The 15,948-nt window shown below is 71.0% G+C and carries 13 protein-coding genes; 9 read left to right on the top strand and 4 right to left on the bottom strand.

The genetic code is table 11. From position 1 onward, the window contains the following. Nucleotides 1-281 precede the first annotated feature (281 nt). Nucleotides 282-554, bottom strand: coding sequence for a GlsB/YeaQ/YmgE family stress response membrane protein (locus tag BM085_RS29525; RefSeq protein ID WP_031166517.1), 273 nt, complete (start codon nt 552-554; stop codon nt 282-284). A 336-nt stretch (nt 555-890) separates the two neighbouring features. On the opposite strand from BM085_RS29525, the gene BM085_RS29520 reads away from it, so the two are divergent. The 6 genes from BM085_RS29520 (at nt 891) to BM085_RS29495 (ending at nt 8,195) form a co-directional block, all read left to right on the top strand. Continuing rightward, nucleotides 891-1,289 (top strand): hypothetical protein, encoded by a 399-nt coding sequence (locus tag BM085_RS29520; protein ID WP_093890149.1) that lies wholly within the window; start codon nt 891-893, stop codon nt 1,287-1,289. Between the two features lie 116 nt (nt 1,290-1,405). After that, nucleotides 1,406-2,269 (top strand): NAD(+)/NADH kinase, encoded by an 864-nt coding sequence (locus tag BM085_RS29515; protein WP_245789767.1) that lies wholly within the window; start codon nt 1,406-1,408, stop codon nt 2,267-2,269. A 169-nt stretch (nt 2,270-2,438) separates the two neighbouring features. After that, nucleotides 2,439-3,017: a TetR/AcrR family transcriptional regulator gene (locus tag BM085_RS29510; protein ID WP_093890148.1), complete on the top strand. Its 579-nt coding sequence runs from the start codon at nt 2,439-2,441 to the stop codon at nt 3,015-3,017. A 216-nt stretch (nt 3,018-3,233) separates the two neighbouring features. Next, a complete protein-coding gene (locus tag BM085_RS29505; protein WP_093890147.1) occupies nt 3,234-5,408 on the top strand; it encodes an MMPL family transporter in 2,175 nt (724 codons plus the stop codon). Between the two features lie 274 nt (nt 5,409-5,682). Next, the gene (locus BM085_RS29500; protein ID WP_093890146.1) at nt 5,683-6,882 is read left to right on the top strand and encodes an FxsB family cyclophane-forming radical SAM/SPASM peptide maturase; all 1,200 of its coding nucleotides are present in this window, start codon (nt 5,683-5,685) and stop codon (nt 6,880-6,882) included. Continuing rightward, nucleotides 6,879-8,195 (top strand): HEXXH motif domain-containing protein, encoded by a 1,317-nt coding sequence (locus BM085_RS29495; RefSeq protein ID WP_093890145.1) that lies wholly within the window; start codon nt 6,879-6,881, stop codon nt 8,193-8,195. The genes BM085_RS29500 and BM085_RS29495 overlap by 4 nt, the downstream gene beginning before the upstream one ends. 132 nt (nt 8,196-8,327) lie before the next feature. Here the strand turns inward: BM085_RS29495 and BM085_RS29490 are convergent, their stop codons facing one another. Beyond that, nucleotides 8,328-8,930 (bottom strand): TetR/AcrR family transcriptional regulator, encoded by a 603-nt coding sequence (locus BM085_RS29490; RefSeq protein ID WP_093890144.1) that lies wholly within the window; start codon nt 8,928-8,930, stop codon nt 8,328-8,330. A gap of 175 nt (nt 8,931-9,105) precedes the next feature. Continuing rightward, the gene (fxsT, locus tag BM085_RS29485; protein ID WP_245789766.1) at nt 9,106-11,589 is read right to left on the bottom strand and encodes an FxSxx-COOH system tetratricopeptide repeat protein; all 2,484 of its coding nucleotides are present in this window, start codon (nt 11,587-11,589) and stop codon (nt 9,106-9,108) included. 326 nt (nt 11,590-11,915) lie between these two features. Between fxsT and fxsA the strand changes: the two genes are divergently transcribed. The 3 genes from fxsA to BM085_RS29470 all read left to right on the top strand — a co-directional run bounded on the left by fxsA (nt 11,916) and on the right by BM085_RS29470 (nt 15,017). Continuing rightward, nucleotides 11,916-12,080: an FxSxx-COOH cyclophane-containing RiPP peptide gene (gene fxsA, locus BM085_RS47515; protein WP_177245341.1), complete on the top strand. Its 165-nt coding sequence runs from the start codon at nt 11,916-11,918 to the stop codon at nt 12,078-12,080. 253 nt (nt 12,081-12,333) lie between these two features. After that, a complete protein-coding gene (locus BM085_RS29475; protein ID WP_093890141.1) occupies nt 12,334-13,041 on the top strand; it encodes an SIR2 family NAD-dependent protein deacylase in 708 nt (235 codons plus the stop codon). Then, entirely contained in the window at nt 13,038-15,017 is a 1,980-nt protein-coding gene (locus tag BM085_RS29470) for an nSTAND1 domain-containing NTPase (RefSeq protein ID WP_093890140.1), read from the top strand. Before BM085_RS29475 ends, BM085_RS29470 begins: the two co-directional genes overlap by 4 nt. On the opposite strand, the gene BM085_RS29465 is transcribed toward BM085_RS29470, so the two are convergent. Next, nucleotides 14,944-15,771: a hypothetical protein gene (locus tag BM085_RS29465; RefSeq protein WP_093890139.1), complete on the bottom strand. Its 828-nt coding sequence runs from the start codon at nt 15,769-15,771 to the stop codon at nt 14,944-14,946. The genes BM085_RS29470 and BM085_RS29465 overlap by 74 nt on opposite strands. Between the last annotated feature and the right edge of the window lie 177 nt (nt 15,772-15,948).

Below are 15,948 nucleotides of genomic sequence, written 5' to 3'. Positions count from 1 at the left end.
CCCGCGCACGGGCGGGGACCCGTCGTGGAGGACGTCGTCGGTCGTGTGCCCTCCGTCGGGCGCGTCCTGCGCGCCGGTCCCGCGGGCCCCTCGCCACCGGCGCACCGCCGGGGCGGACCGCGGCGACCTCGCCGCCGTACGGACCGGCCGCCTTCCCGGCGCCTCGCCGGGGCCGGACCGTACGGCGGTGGCCCCGGCCGGGAGGTCCCGGGCCGAGGCCACCGCGAGAGGGTCGACGCCCGTGCCGGCGGACCGGATGTCCGCCGGAGGCCTCCGATCGGCTAGCGGACTCCGCGCCTGCTGTACATGCTGACCGCCAGGATGACGCCCACGGCGGCCAGGACGACCTGGATGATCAGCTCGATCCAGTCGATCCCTCCGGTGTTGGCCACTCCCAGCGCGCCGGCGATCGCCGTGCCGATGAGGGCCGCGACGATACCGATCACGATGGTGAGCCAGATCGGGATGCTCTGCCGCCCCGGCACGACCAGACGCCCCAGGGCGCCGATGATCGCTCCGATGACGATGGCGGTGATGATGCCGGTAACTGTCATGCTCCACGCTCCCAATACTCGGCTGTCGAACGTATGCCCGTGGAGAAGGGCGTGACACATGCGGGACCGAGCGTGACGCCGGGGGCCGTCCCCCCGCCCGCCGCGCCGGGCCCGCCCGACCGCCGGATCACCCTGGCCACGCCCCGGTTCCGGCGCGGGCCCCGGCGATTCACCTCCCACCGCGCGGGTAGGGAAATGTTCCCGCAGCTCAGGACGTAAGGGCCGCGGCGGCGAGCCAGGGCCCGTCGGGACGGGACGGAGGCCGCCCGCCCCCGACCGTCGGGCCCGTCACCCTGCCCTGCCCCAGACCGGCGGGGACCGTTGAGAGGAGACCTCGTGACCATCGACGAACGGCCGGCCGGTTCCCCGCCTCCCGACATCGACGACACGACCGTCGAAGCGCTGGGCAGGCTCTCCGAGGCCCTGGAGACGACCGAACGGGCCCGTGGCCATCTCTACTCCTTCCACCAGCTCACCGGCCATGCCGACCTGCAGCTCGACCGGGTCGTGGAACTGCTGCGCGCCGCGGGCCACCCCGACCTGGCCGACGTCGTGGCCGACGAGCTGATCGGCCGCGACGTGCTGCCCGACCGGTGGACCTTCCAGATCATGGAGGAGTACGACGACGGCTACTACCGCTTTTTCACCGGCCTCGAGAAACGGATCAGGGATCAGCTGGCCGGTGGCCGCCGCCATCTCTACGAGGCCCGGATGAAGCGGGAACGTCAGAGCTGAGGCCGCGGCTCCGGGACGGGCGCTCCCCGCCCGGCGGACGTCACGGCGCCGGCCCGCGGGGTTCCCGCCGGCCGGCGCCGGATCGCCGGGGGTCCGGCGCGCCGTACAGTGACGGCATGGGCATGGTCGAAACGGTGGGCCTGGTGCTGCACCCGCAACGCGACTCGAAGGTCGCCATCGACACGATCGTGGAGTGGGCTCGCGCCCACGGCGTGACCGTCCTCGGCCTGCCCGACGAGGTCGGGCGCATCGACTGCAGCGCGGTGTCAGTCGACACCGACACCCTGGTGGACCGGGCCGACCTGCTCGTCAGCCTTGGCGGTGACGGCACCATGCTGCGCACCATGCGGCTCATCGCCGGACGGCCCACCCCCATCCTCGGCGTGAACCTCGGCAAGCTGGGCTTCCTCGCCGAGATCGACGTCGAGGACCTGCCCTTCGCGCTGTCGGCCATCGACAGCCACCAGTACACGGTCGAGCCCCGCATGGCGGTGCGGGCGGCCTTCGGCGGGGGGAGGACGGTGACCGCCTTCAACGACGTCGCCCTGGTCCGCACCCCCGGTGACGGGCTGTCCGCGGTGGCGATCTCGGTGGAGGGCCACCCCTTCGTCCGCTACGCGGCCGACGCCGTCATCGTGGCGACCTCCACGGGGTCGACCGCCTACAGCTTCTCCGCGGGTGGCCCGATCGTGTCGCCGACGGTCGAGGGGTTCCTCGTCGTGCCGGCGGCGGCCCACTCGGCGTTCAACCGGGCCCTGGTGCTCTCCGCCGACGAGAAGGTCGACCTTGAGGTGCTGCCGACGAGCGGGCGGCTGGCCATGGAGGTGGACGGGGCGATCGGCGCCCATCTGTCGCCCGGGGACCGGCTCACCGTCACCGCGGTGCGCGCCGCCGCCTGGGTCGTCCGGCTCGGCACCACGAGCTTCTACGAGCGCGCCCGCCGCAAGCTCCGCGTGAACGGCAGCGCCGAGGTCGACTAGGGTCCGGCGGCCTGCGCGCTCCTCGGCGGACAGACGCCGGAGCGCGGGGGGCCGCCCGGTGCGCGCCCGCCTCCCGTGCTCCCGATGTGGCACACGTCATACCTCCGAACTGTCCGATCGGTCAGCTTCTGACCGATCGGTCAGGCATGCTGGTGAAGGGGGTGATTTCATGTCACGCAGCACACGCTCGGGTACCCGCGGCGAGATCCTCGACGCGGCGGCCCGTCTCTTCGCCGCGACCGGTTTCAAAGGGACGTCACTGCAGGACATCGCCGGTGAGGTGGGCTGCTCGAAGGCCGCGCTGCTGTACCACTTCGACGGCAAGGACGCGATCCTCGCCGAACTGCTGGCACCGGCCGTGGAGGCGTTCACGACGCTCGACGCCCGGCTGGCCGGCCTCGGTGACGAGGATGTCCAGCTCGCGGCCGTCGAGGGATACGTGGATCTCGTGATGCGTTTCCGGCGCGAGGTCACCGTCCTGTACGACGACATTCCCGCGCTGCTCCAGCGCCCCGCCTTCGCCGGCGTCCACGGGATGTCGGACCGGCTCCTCGACGCGCTGGCCGCCCGCTCCCCGGCTCCGGCGGCCCGCATCGCCGCGCTGATGGTGCTCAGCGCCGTCCCCGTCATCTGCATGGAACGCATCGAGATCGGCGTCCGCACGGCACCCATCATGATCGGCGACGACGAGCTGCGCTCCATCCTGACGCGGAGCGCGGCCCGGACCCTGGACCTCCGCGGAGCGTGACAGCGGGCACCGCCCCACCGCGCCTTTCCCGCCCCCGTCTCTCCCCCACCGCTCTCCCGCTTCCACCGGGCGCTCCGCACCGCTCCTCACCCGGACTCCCCCGATGCGGGCCTCCTTCCATGCCCGCCTCCACCGGTGAACCGCCCTCTTAAACCCCTCAGACCCCTCAGACCCCTCAGACCCCTCAGACCCCTCAGACCCCGACAAGGATGCTCCATGGCCACCTTGCTGTACCGGCTCGGCCGAGCCTCGTTCCGCCGCCGGCGGCTGGTCCTCGCCCTGTGGCTCGCCGTACTGGCGGCCCTCGGCGTGGCCACCCTCGCCTTCATCGGCCCGACGGCCAGCAACTTCACCATGCCCGGGACCGAGTCGCAGCGCGCGCTCGACGCCCTGGCCAAGCACTTCCCCGAAGCCGGCGGGGCGACCGGCACCATCGTCGTCGCCGCCCCCGAAGGGAAGCAGCTGACGTCGCCGCAGGCCCGTCAGGCGATCGGGGCGCTCACCAAGGAGGCCGCCGGGCTGCCCGGCGTGGTGGCCGCCGTCGACCCGTTCCAGATCGGGGCCGTCTCCCCGGACGGCCGTCACGCCCTGGTGCAGGTGCAGTTCGCCGCCGTCAACGACCGCGTGACCGACGACCAGCGCGCGGCGTACGCGAAGGTCGGCGCCGGCGCCGAAGCCGCCGGGCTCCGGGTCGAGCACGGCGGTGAGGTGATGACGAGCGAGCCGGAGATCGGATCGACCGAGGCGCTCGGCGTCGCCGTCGCGGCCGCCGTCCTCATCGTCACCTTCGGATCGCTCGTGGCCGCCGGCATGACCATGCTCAACGCGCTCATCGGCGTCGGCGTCGGGATGGCCGGGCTGTTCGCCCTCAGCAGCCTCGTCGAGCTGACCAGCACCGCCCCGGTGCTCGCCCTCATGCTCGGCCTCGCCGTCGGCATCGACTACTCGCTGTTCATCACCTCCCGGCACCGCCAGAACCTGCTCGACGGGCTGGAGCCGGAGGAGGCCGCCGCACGCGCGGTCGGCACCGCCGGATCGGCCGTCGTGTTCGCCGGCGCCACCGTGGTCATCGCGCTCGCGGGCCTGGCCGTGGTCAACATTCCGTTCCTGACCGTGATGGGCCTGGCCGCCTCCGGCACCGTCGCCGTCGCCGTCCTCGTGGCGATCACGCTCCAGCCCGCGCTGCTCGGCTTCGCCGGTCACCGGATCCTGCCCCGCAGGCACCGCACCGCGCGGCCGACCGGGCCCGCCGCACGCGGCGGCTTCGGGTTCCGCTGGGCCTACATCGTCACCCGCTGGCGCGTCCTGTTCATCCTCGCCGGAGTGCTGGGCCTGGCCGGCCTCACCGTGCCCGCCTCGGAGATGCGGCTGGCGCTGCCCGACGCCGGGACCGCGCAGGCCGGATCGCCGGCGCGCGAGGCCCACGACCTCATCAGCGCGGGTTTCGGACCTGGTTTCAACGGTCGTCTCGCCGCCGTCGTCTCCTCCGGCTCCGCCGAGGCCACCGGGCGGGCCGCCAAGGAGGCCGCCGCGCTGATCCAGGCCACCAAGGGAGTCATCGCGGTGACCCCGCCGCAGCCGAACGCCTCGGGGACGACGGTCCTGCTGGCCGTCATCCCGGCCACCGGCCCCACCGACGCCGCCACCGAGACCCTCGTCCACGACATCCGGGACAAGGTCCGCGGCATCGACGGCGCCCAGGTCTCCCTGACCGGCATGACCGCGATCGGCATCGACGTCTCCGAGAAACTCTCCGACGCCCTGCCCGTCTACCTGCTGCTCGTCGTCGGGCTGTCCGTCCTGCTGCTGATGCTGGTCTTCCGCTCCGTGCTCGTCCCCGTCAAGGCGGCACTCGGTTTCCTGCTCACCGTCGGCGCGACCTTCGGCATCACCGTCACCGTCTTCCAGCAGGGATGGCTCTCCGGCCTCCTCGGGGTGGACACGCCCGGACCGCTGGTCAGCTTCCTGCCGATCCTGCTCATCGGCATCCTGTTCGGCCTGGCCATGGACTACCAGGTCTTCCTCGTCTCCCGGATGCGCGAGGACTTCGTCCACGGCGACACCGCCCAGCAGGCCACCATCTCCGGGACGGGCCACGGCGCCCGCGTCGTCACCGCCGCCGCGCTCATCATGATCTCGGTTTTCGGCGGCTTCGTGCTCCTCGACGACCCGATCATCAAATCCATGGGGTTCGCCCTCGCCGTCGGGGTCGCCATCGACGCCTTCGTGGTGCGCATGACCATCGTGCCCGCCGTCATGTCCCTGCTGGGCGACAGCGCGTGGTGGCTGCCCCGCCCGCTCGCCCGTGTCCTGCCCAACGTCGACATCGAGGGCGAGCAGCTCCGCGCCCACCTCGACCACGACGCCACGGAGGTCCCCGCGCGGGTCTGACCCGCACCGGACCCCGGGGGCCGCGGTGAGGCGACGGCCTCACCGCGGCCCCCGGGGTGTCCCGCCGCAGCCGAGACCCGTGCGCACCCGCCCCCGGCCTCCGCCCTGAGGCCCGGTCACACCGTCCCGTACGGCCTCCCGCCCGGGGGGCCGGTCCCCGCCGGGGCTCGCCCGCGACGTGGGCGAAATACCCGGTGCGCCGGAGGGGTTTCGCTATGCTGATCTCTCCCGTCACGGCGGGCTACACATCTGGTCTCAGCGTGGAGGCTTCTCTGTGCCCGAATGGCCCTCCACCCTCGACGTGACGGAGCTGATGGCCGGCGGCTGGCGCCCGACCCCGTTCCGGCAGTTCATCCTCAAGATCCACAGCCGCTGCGATCTCGCGTGCGACTACTGCTACATGTACGAGATGGCGGACCAGAGCTGGCGCTCCCGCCCCCGCCGGATGCCCCCGGAGATCGTGTCCGCCGTCGCCGGCCGGATCGCCGAGCATGTCCGCGCGCACGCTCTGCCCTCGATCGAGGTGATCCTGCACGGCGGCGAGCCGCTGCTCGCCGGCCGGCAGCCGATCCGGGAGGCGGTCTCCTCGATCCGCTCCGCGGTCGGCCCCGGCACCCGCGTCGACGTCAGCCTCCAGACCAACGCGACCCTGCTCGACACCGCCTACCTGCGCCTCTTCGACGAGCTGGATGTGCGGATCGGTGTCAGCCTCGACGGCGACGCGCAGATGCACGACAGGAACAGACGGCGTCCCAACGGCGAGGGCAGTTACGCGGCGGTCGCCGCCGCCCTGGGCCGGCTCTCGTCGCCCTCCTTCCGGCACCTGTTCGCCGGCCTGCTGTGCGCCGTCGACCTGCGCAACGACCCGATCGCGACCTACGAGGCGCTTGTCGGGTTCGAGCCGCCGGCCGTGGACTTCCTCCTCCCCCACGGCAACTGGTCGGCTCCCCCGCCGGGCCTCGTGCCGGGCTCGGACGCCACGCCGTACGCGGACTGGCTGATCACCGTCTTCGACCGGTGGTACGGATCTCCTCGTCAGCCGACCCGTATCCGGCTCTTCGGCGAGATCATGCACCTGCTCCTCGGCGGATCCTCCAGCAACGAGCAGGTGGGCCTGTCCCCGGCGGGGATGGTGGTCGTCGAGACCGACGGAGGGATCGAGCAGTCCGACATCCTCAAGTCCGCCTACGACGGCGCGGCCGCCACCGGCCTGCACGTCGCGCGTGACCCCTTCGACGCGGCGCTGACGCTCCCGTCCATCGCCGCACGCCAGATCGGCGTGCTGGCCCTGGCACCGCAGTGCAGGTCGTGCCCGGTGGTCCGGGTGTGCGGCGGCGGCCTCTACGCCCATCGCTACCGCGACGGGACCGGCTTCGCCAACCCCTCGGTCTACAGCCCCGACCTTCTCCGCCTCATCACCCACATCAGGCGAGCCGTCGCCGCCGATGTGTCCACGCTGAAAGGATCTCGATGAACCTCCGTGAGCACCGGATTCCGGCGGATACGTTCTCCGATCTGGCCACGGGCGGGGGTGGCGTGACAGCGGCGCGCCTGCTCGCGGCCACGCAGTACAGCAAGCACGTGCTTCTTGTGCGCGGCGTCGTGGACACCGCGCGGGCGACCGGGCATCCCCAGGCGGGCGACGCGCGCCGCGGCTACGACGTCCTCACCGCCCTCCAGGCCGGGCAGCCGGAGGCCGTCGACGCGGTGCTGCGCTACCCGTCGGTCGGAGCGTGGGCCCGGCACACCGTCAGGAGGCTCTCCGAACCCGGCGCCCCCGCCGTGCCGGCGCAGCTCGGCGCGCTGGCCGCCGCCGCGGCGCTGCGGTCGGGTACGGCCTGCACGGTCGAGGTGCCCGTGACCGACGGCGTGATCACGCTGCCCTCCGTGGGGCAGGTCCTCGTCCCCGGCGGCGCCGCCGTCGCGACGATCCGCTGCTCCCCGGAAGGGGCGGAGGTGGCGGGAGACGGCTTCCGGATCGAGCTCTCCGCCTCCTCCGGCCCCGATACGCCCGGATGGCGGCCCCTGCGGGCGCTGGCGGCGGAAGCCGGCGGCAGGCGCCTGCGGGTCCTGGTCGACGACCTCGACCCCTATCGAATGCCGGGCTCGGCGGCCCTGAGCGGCCGGCTCGACGCGACGCGGCTGGCGTACTGGCAGTCCACACTCGACTCCGCCTGGGACCTCCTCGTCCGGCACCACACGGCGGTGGCCGACGAGACCGCCACGGTGGTCTCCGTCTTCGCCCCGATGGCTCCGGAGAACGGGGGGCAGTCGAGCGCGTCGTCCCGCGAGACCTTCGGCTGCGTGGCGCTCTCGGAACCGCTGGACGGATGCTCGCTGGCGGTGACGCTCGCCCACGAGCTGCAGCACGCCAAGCTCTCCGCGCTGCTCGACGCCGTCACGCTGCTCGCGCCCGACGACGGCTCCCGGCACTACGCGCCCTGGCGCGACGACCCCCGCCCGCTGGGCGGGCTGCTCCAGGGGGCCTACGCCTATCTGGGCGTCACCGAGTTCTGGCGGCGCCAGCGCGCGCACGAGGAGGGCAAGGCCGCCGTCCTGGCGAGCGCCGAGTTCGCCCAGTGGCGCGAGGCGGCACGCATGGTCTGCGGGACGCTGGCGGGCAGCGGGCGGCTGACCTCGGCGGGGGAGATCTTCGTGGCCGGCATGATCGCGCGGCTGGACGGGTGCGTGGCCGAGCCCGTCCCCGGCGAGGCCCTGACCCTGGCCCACGAGGCGGGCCGGCGCCACCGCGACCGCTGGGTCGAGCGCAACCGCCGGAACGCCTAACACCCCGGTGACCCGTCGCGATCCGCCTGGTCGAGGTCCCATGGAGACGGCCACCGCGTGATCGTTCGGAGTTCGTGAGGACATCTGAGGATCACGCGATGGCCGTGGCCGGCAGCCGTGGCGGATTCTCCGTCAGGGGCGGAAGGCCTTGAGCGTGACGTCGACGAGGGCGTCGGCGTACTCGGCGGTGAGCGGCCCCGATCGGTGCAGCCACCGCTGGTAAAGGGGGGCGTAGAGCACTTCGAGCACCAGGTCGAGGTCGGCGTCCGCGGCGAGCTGGCCCGCCTGCTGCGCGGCGCGCAGCCGGGCTTTCTTGACGTCCTCCACCGGACGGGCCAGCTTCTCCCGATACTGGGCGGCGAGGTCGGAATCGCTGATGATCTCCAAGTTGAGCGCCCGGATCGGAGCCTCGAAGTGCGGGTCGGCGAACTCGGCCACCGTCGCGCGCATGACGAGCTTGAGATCGGCCTCGATGTCGCCCGTGTCGGGCAACGCCATCCCCTCCCCCTCCTCGGGGTCACCGCTGAGCGCGAGGAAGGAGTCGAACACCACGGCTCCCTTGGACGGCCACCATCGGTAGATCGTCTGCTTTCCCACTCCCGCGCGGGCGGCGATCGCCTCGATCGAGACCTTCGCGTACCCCACTTCGCGGATCAGCTCGCGGGCGGCGTCGAGGATCGCATGCCGCGACCGCTCGTTGCGGCGGGCGGGATTCGGCTTCTTCACTTCGGGCATGCGGCCAGGATAACACTCAAACGAGACGGAACGTATCGGCTCGAAAGGTGGAGGACACCCTGCCGACCGGCGACACACCACGACAATACGCAACAGGCCGTTCCGCACCGAAGAGGGGGGCGGGGTCCCGTGACGACCGCCGAAGTGTGGTGCACCACCGGACGGGGCGGTGCGACTAGATCGCCGGCGGGTCGAAGTCGAAGTCGAGGCGGTCGTTGCGGGCCGCCACGATGACGTCGGGATGGTTCTGTCCCAGCACCCGGTGATAGCGCTCGAAGGTGTCGGTCCGCAGGACGTCGGCCTCGTCGTCACGGCCCTCCGCCCGCAGGTCCTGGACCAGGTTGGTCGCGCAGGCCAGGGTCAGCGGGTGGTCCACGCCGAGGACGTCGCGCAGCCTCACCAGGGTGTCCTGGCTCATGGCGAGCGCTTCGTCGAGCTCGCCGAGAACCGCGAGGTCGCTGGCGAGGTTGATCGCGCACGTCAGGGAGTAGTGGTGGTCCACGCCGAGCGTGCGGTTGAGCCCCTCCAGCGATATCCGGTCGAGCTGCCGGGCCTGCTCGGCGTCTCCGTGGACCCGTAGCAGCAGCGCGAGGTTGGTGGCGCACCCGTAGTTGAAGGGATGGTCCTCGCCGTACATCGTCGGATAGCGGGTGGAGGTGTCCCTGAGGAGTTCGAGCGCCTCCCCGGTGCGCCCGCCGGCGCGCAGCGCGTTGGCCAGGCACAGGGCAGCCGCGAGGGTGTCGGGATGGTCCCGGCCGAAGATGCGCTCCTGCCGCTCGAACGTGCTCTCGGCGAGCTCCAGCGCCTCCTCGATCGCGCCGGCCCGGCGTTTGGCGATGGACAGGTCCTTGGCGGTGCGCAGCGTCCAGGGGTGGTCGGCGCCGAGCTCCTGCAGGCCGTACTCCAGGGCGTCCTCGCCCAGGTCGCAGGCCTCGAAGTATTCTCCGCTCAGCCGTACCACGCGGGCGAGGCCGTTGCGGAAGGCGAGGATGTTCTGCTTGCTGGAGCCGGAGCCGACCCTGCTCTGCACCATGTAGGTTCTCTCGAGCAGCCGGCGGGTCTCGGCGTAGTCGCCGAGCAGGAGATAGTCGATGCTCAGGTTGTTCATCGCGCGCAGCGTCCGCCGGTGGTCCGGCCCGAACACCGTCTCGTGCTGGCGCAGCGACTCCTTGTCGTGCTCCAGCGCCGCGGAGAACTCGCCGCGCGCCCGGATGTCGGCGCCGTAGCTGTTGGTGAGCAGCAGCGTCTCGGCGTGTTCCGGGCCGAGCACCTCCACCATCCGGGCCAGCGTCACCCGGTTGAGGTCGTAGGCGGCCTGGTACTCGCCGAGCTCGCGCACGACGATGCCGAGGTGCCGCTGGGCGGACAGGACGTACTGGTCGTCGTCGCTGGAGTCGTCCCGCCACTGGGCGAGAAGGCTCTCGACCAGCACGCGCGCCGACCTGAAGTCGCCGGAGGAGTAGAGGTAGCGGACCACGTCGAGGACGAAGCGGCGGACCTGCGGCTCGCGGCTCTGGGCGACGCGCGCGGGGGTCACGTGGCCGAGCAGCTCGGAGTAGCGGGGCCACGCCGCGTTGTCGTCGGGCTCGTCGGGGGCCGCGGCGGCGAGCAGGAGATGGACCTCGTGCCGGAAGCCCGTGCTGTCGTCCGCGCTGAGCTCGTCCCGGAGAAGGGCCTGGACCAGCCGGTGGACCTGGATGGTCCGGCTGACGGAGTCGAGACGGACCAGGGCGTACCGGCCGAGCTCGCGGATGGCCCGGCTGACGAGGATGGGGTTGCCGAGCAGCGAGCCGAGGCGCGATTCCGCCTCGGCCTGCTCCGGCAGCGGCGCGAACACGTCCCGCGGTATGGGCTCGGGGCCGAAGAAGGCGCAGCAGCGGAGGAGCTCGACCGCCTCGGGCATCTTGGAGACGAGCTGCGACACCGACAGGGACCAGGCGGCGGTCATCGACACCGGATAGTCGGACGGCTTGCTCTCGGCCAGCAGCAGCGCCGTCTGCTCGTGGAGCAGCCGCAGGTATTCGTCGACGGACATGCCGGTCTCGGCCTGGAGCGCGCCGGCCTGCTCCAGCGCCAGCGGCAGGTCTCCGAGCTCCTCGGCCAGGCGGTCCGCCTCCTCGCGGCTCACCGCCTTGGACACCCGCTTGCTCAGGAACTCGATGCTCTCCTCGCGGCCGAACACGTCGATGGCGACGGTGTCGACGACGCCCTGCCAGCGGTGGTTGCGGGAGGTGATCAAGACGTGTCCCGGCCCCCGCGGCACGATCTCGTTGAGGTCTTCGGGCTGGTCGGCGTTGTCGAAGATCAGCAGCCACTTGTCGTACGGCTCGCCCCTGCGCAGGGCGTCGAGCACCGCCGTGGCCGCGTCCTCGATGCCGGTGGTCGCCGCCGACGGCAGGCCGAGATAGGGGGCGAGCCCGGCCAGGGCTGAGCGGACCAGCATGGGCTGGTCGGCGGGGACCCACCAGACGAGGTCGTAGGCGGACCTGTAGCGGTAGGCGTACTCGATGGCGACCTGGGTCTTGCCGACACCGCCCAGCCCGTGGAGGGCGTGCGGGACGACCGCGGTCACCTCGGCGGTCACTCCCTTGCGCAGCTGTTCGAGCAGGTCGTCCCTGCCGGTGAAGTTCTTGTTCCGCTGCGGAACCTTGCCCCACACGTCCGGTGACCGTCCCGGCGTCCGCGACGCTCCGGAAGAGTGCGAAACAGACACGCGATCGCCTCCACTGACCTGATTCTGCGCTCATCCTAGACCCGGTTTAACTAAGTGTTTATAAACCGGTTAGACAGAACCTTCTATTCGGATCGTTCAACTTGAAACACTTCCGTGACAACGGGCGGCGAAAAGGAGCTTCCGTCCCCGCAGCCGCAAGTCGCAAATCTCCCCAATAGCTACAAACGTCCCCGTCTACCCCACGGTCGAAGGTGTCTTCATAACATGGAAGGATGTAGGCGTCAAGATGTTTGAGGAGCCAGGGAGCCCAGGTGGGTGAGCAAGCTACAGATTTCGGCACAGACCTCATCGATGTGACCGACATAAGACTGAGTGACCTCGACGTAGTAGGAGAGTCCAGCCTCGCGCTCGCACTGCGCCGGTTGCTTAGCGAGGAGGACACCGGCCCGGTCGCCGGATTCACATCGTCAATCTAGCGAGACTTGACGGCACCGCCCTGGATGTGCGAGACAAGGTGTCACAAAGGGACCTTCCACCAATAACCAGGGCGGTGTCGTGGACGACGCGGACTGGCGGCGACTGATCGACCAACTCCGCGGCGGAGACTGCACGCCCTTTCTCGGCGCGGGGGCCTGTTATGGCACCCTTCCGACCGGATCCGAACTCAGCAGAAAATGGGCAAATAGCTACAAATATCCTTTTCCTGATGACCACGATCTCGCCCGGGTGATGCAGTACGCGGCGGTGCTGGAAGGCGACCCGGTCTACCTCAAAGAGCAGATCTGCGAATACCTCCAGTCGCACGGACTGCCGGACTTCAGCCACGACGGCGAGCCTCACGCGCTCCTGGCCAAGTTCAAGCTGAGGGTCTTCCTCACCACGAACTACGACAATTTCCTGGTGGAGGCGCTGGGGGGCGCGGGCAAGACGGCCCACAGGGCGATATGTTCCTGGGCCGACCGCAACCCCATGGAGACGCCGGAGCTGCCGGAGCCCTCGGTCGAGGAGCCGCTCGTCTACCACCTCCACGGGAGCTGGGCGGAACCCTCGTCCCTGGTTCTCATCGAAGACGACTACCTCGAATATCTGGCCAACGTGGCGGCGGCCCAGGCGTCCGGCAACCGGACGCTGATCCCCATCTCCGTCCTGCGCGCGATGACCACCCGCTCCCTGCTGTTCATCGGCTACAGCCTGCAGGACTGGACGTTCCGCGTGCTCTTCCACGGTCTGCTCCGCGCCATACCGGCCGTCCAGCTGCGGCGCCACGTGAGCGTGCAGCTGCTGCCGCCGGTGAACACGCCGATCGCCGAGGCCGAGGAGCGGGCGAAACAGTACCTCGTCCGCTACCTGGACACGGGATGGCGTATCTCGATCTTCTGGGGCACCGCGGCCCAGTTCTGCGAGGAGCTGCGGCGCCGGTTGGGACCGGACGCATGACCTCCACGGGCCACGTGCAGAACGAGACGGGCCAGCCGTACGTCGGGCTGCGCGCCTTCCGGCAGCAGGACAGGGGCCTGTTCTTCGGCCGCGAGCGGGAGGCGCGCGAGATCGCCACCCTCTGGCAGGCCGACAGGCTGACCGTGCTCTACGGCGCCTCCGGCGTCGGCAAGACCTCTCTCCTGCACGCGGGGGTGCTGCCGTTCCTCGGCTCCGACCGCGTCGAGGTCCTGCCGGTGGGCCGGATCGCGCCGGATCCGGCTCTCCTCGTCACCACCTCGCCGGTACGCAGCGTCTACGTCCTGAGCCTGCTGTCCTCCTGGTCCGCCGCGCCGCCCGCCGAACTCGCCGACCTGACGGTCCGCGACTACCTCGACCGGCGCCCCGCGCGCGTCGACCGCTACGACGACCCCGTCCCGACGCTCATCTCCATCGACCAGGCCGAGGAGATGTTCACCGGCGCCCCGTACCGGGAGTCCGACCTGGAGGAGTTCGTCGCCCAGTTGGCCGACGCCCTCCAGGCGCACACGGGGCTGCGCCTGCTGCTGTCGATGCGCCAGGAGTACCTCGCCTCCATCGTGCCCTTCGAACGCGTGCTGGGCCAGGGGTCCCGCTCCTGGTTCCACCTGCTGCCCTTCCGGCGGGAGGCCGCGCTGGAGGCCACCCGGCGGCCGCTGGAGGGCACCGACCGCAGGTTCGGCGAGAACGCGGCCGAGCTGCTCGTGGACGACCTGCAGACCGTGACGATCCACAGCGAGCAGGGCGAGAAGACCGTGCTGAGGGTCAGCGGTGTCGAACCGGTCCAGCTCCAGGTGGTCTGCTCCGCGCTGTGGGAGTCGCTGCCGCCGGACGTCCACGAGATCACCGCCGAGCACGTACGGCTGCACGCCAACGTCGACCGTTTCCTGGCGGGCTTCTGCCAGCGGATGCTGAAGGAGGTCGCGGAACGGCACGACGTGCCCGAGGGCAGCATCCGATCCTGGCTCAGGCGCACCTTCATCACCGAGCACGGCACCCGGGGCACCGCCTACGAGGGGCTGCACCAGACCTCCGGCATGCCCAACGCCGTGGTCAGGTCCCTGGAGGACTGCCACATCCTCAAGGCCGAGTACCGGGCGGGCGCGCGCTGGTACGAACTGCAGCACGATCGCCTCATCGCCGCCATCCAGCACACCGATCCCGAGACGTTCCTCCAGGCCGCGCGGACCGCCCTCTCCGGGGCCCAGTGGACCCATGCGCGGGAGCTGACCGAGGAAGCGGTGCGCAGGGCGGAGTTCGACGACCTGGGCGTACGCGCCGAGGCTGAGGCGATCTTCGGTGACGTCTCGGTCGGCACCGGGGATCCGGAGACCGCGTGGAGACGCTACGACGCGGCGGCGGAGATGTTCGCCGTGCTGCAGCGGGCCGACGGCGTGGGCCGGGTCCTCGCCGCGAAGGGCCGCCTGTCACTGAGCCTGGGCGACTACTCCACGGCGGTGAGCGCGCTCAGCGCCGCCGTGGCGAGAGTGCCGAGCGACATGTCCGCGCAGACCGCCCTCGCACAGGCGCTGTGGCACGTCGGGCAGCCGCGCTCGGCCCTGATCGTCCTGAACGGCGCTCTCGCCGTCGGGGGCGACGCCCTGCTGGACGCCCTGGCCCTTCGCGGGGTGATCCTCGCCGACCTGGACCAGCCCGTGGCCGCGCTCCGCGATCTCGACCTCGTCCGCCAGCACCAGCAGCCCGCGACCCTGGCGGCCCGCGCGCTGGCGCTGGCCCTGGCCGGCCGCTTCGACGCCGCGGAGCAGGAGGCGGCCGACGCGATCGCGAACGCCGGGAGCAACGGCCCCGTGCTGCTCCGGGCCGCCCGCATCCGCGTCATCCTCGGCAACGCCGTGGCGGGTGCGGACCTGGCGGCCCGCGCGATCAGAGCGGACGACCCCGCCCTTCCCGAGCATCTGCGGGAGCAGGCCCGTCGTCTGCTTCCGCAGCCGGACTGATGTCCACCTGCGTGGCCTCCCGCCAGATGTAGTCGAACTGCCGGACCCAGTAGGAGTACCAGCGCTCGTTCTGCGCGCGATTCAGCTCCAGGTGCATTCGCGACGAGGTCGACGGATTGTGAAAACCGTGGATTTCGACGATCGCCCGGCCCTTCGAGCTCTCCGGGTCGATGAGCACGATACTGAATCCGGGGCTGTACGGCAGGAGCCGATACCGGAAACTCCCCTCGACCTCCCACTCACTCATGAGATCCAGCCGTTCGACCGCGCTGTCCAGTGCGGCGGGAAGTCTCTGGATCGGGAAATCAACGGAATCGTCCAGCTGCTTGGACGCCATCCGCACCGCGGCCTTCTCCGCCGGGTCGAGAATCACGACACGGACCGATCCGCCCGCACGGGCGAGCACGGTCCTGCGCAGGGTCTCACAGGTGTGGGCGGAGAGCAGGTTCACCGCGGACGGCGCGAAGATCCGCACGTCACGCGCGTTGGCCAGGGCTGACGACAGCGGCACGGAGTCGAACGCCGACCTGTCCCCCAGAATGCTCGCGGAGACCTCCGGTCGCTCTTCCGGCAATGTGAGCCGGTAGACCAGAATTCCCACTCCGGAAAGCAGCGCCGCCCATTTCAACTGATCGGGAACCACATCTCCGAAGATCGAGACAACGGCGAAAGCGAACACGACGATGGTCACGACATGGGCATCGACGTTCTGGCGGATTCTCAGGTCCTGGATAAGCCGCCGCAGCCAGATCACCGCACCTCCTCCGGGCCCTCGTCCGCGGCCCATGGATACATTCTCGACCACGGTAATTCGGAATGCGCGTCATCGAGAGAATCCGACCGGATACGGCCCTTCGTTTTTCCGGCTCCCGGCTCCGGGGGCCGGGGGCCGGGGACCGGAGTCACGGGTGCCCGGCCTCAGCGACCTCGG

The organism is Streptosporangium canum (assembly GCF_900113865.1).
In the GTDB taxonomy this organism is placed as follows: Bacteria; Actinomycetota; Actinomycetes; order Streptosporangiales; family Streptosporangiaceae; genus Streptosporangium; species Streptosporangium canum.
Note: the sequence above shows the minus strand (reverse complement) of the source record. Positions and strands in the feature narration are given on the sequence as shown.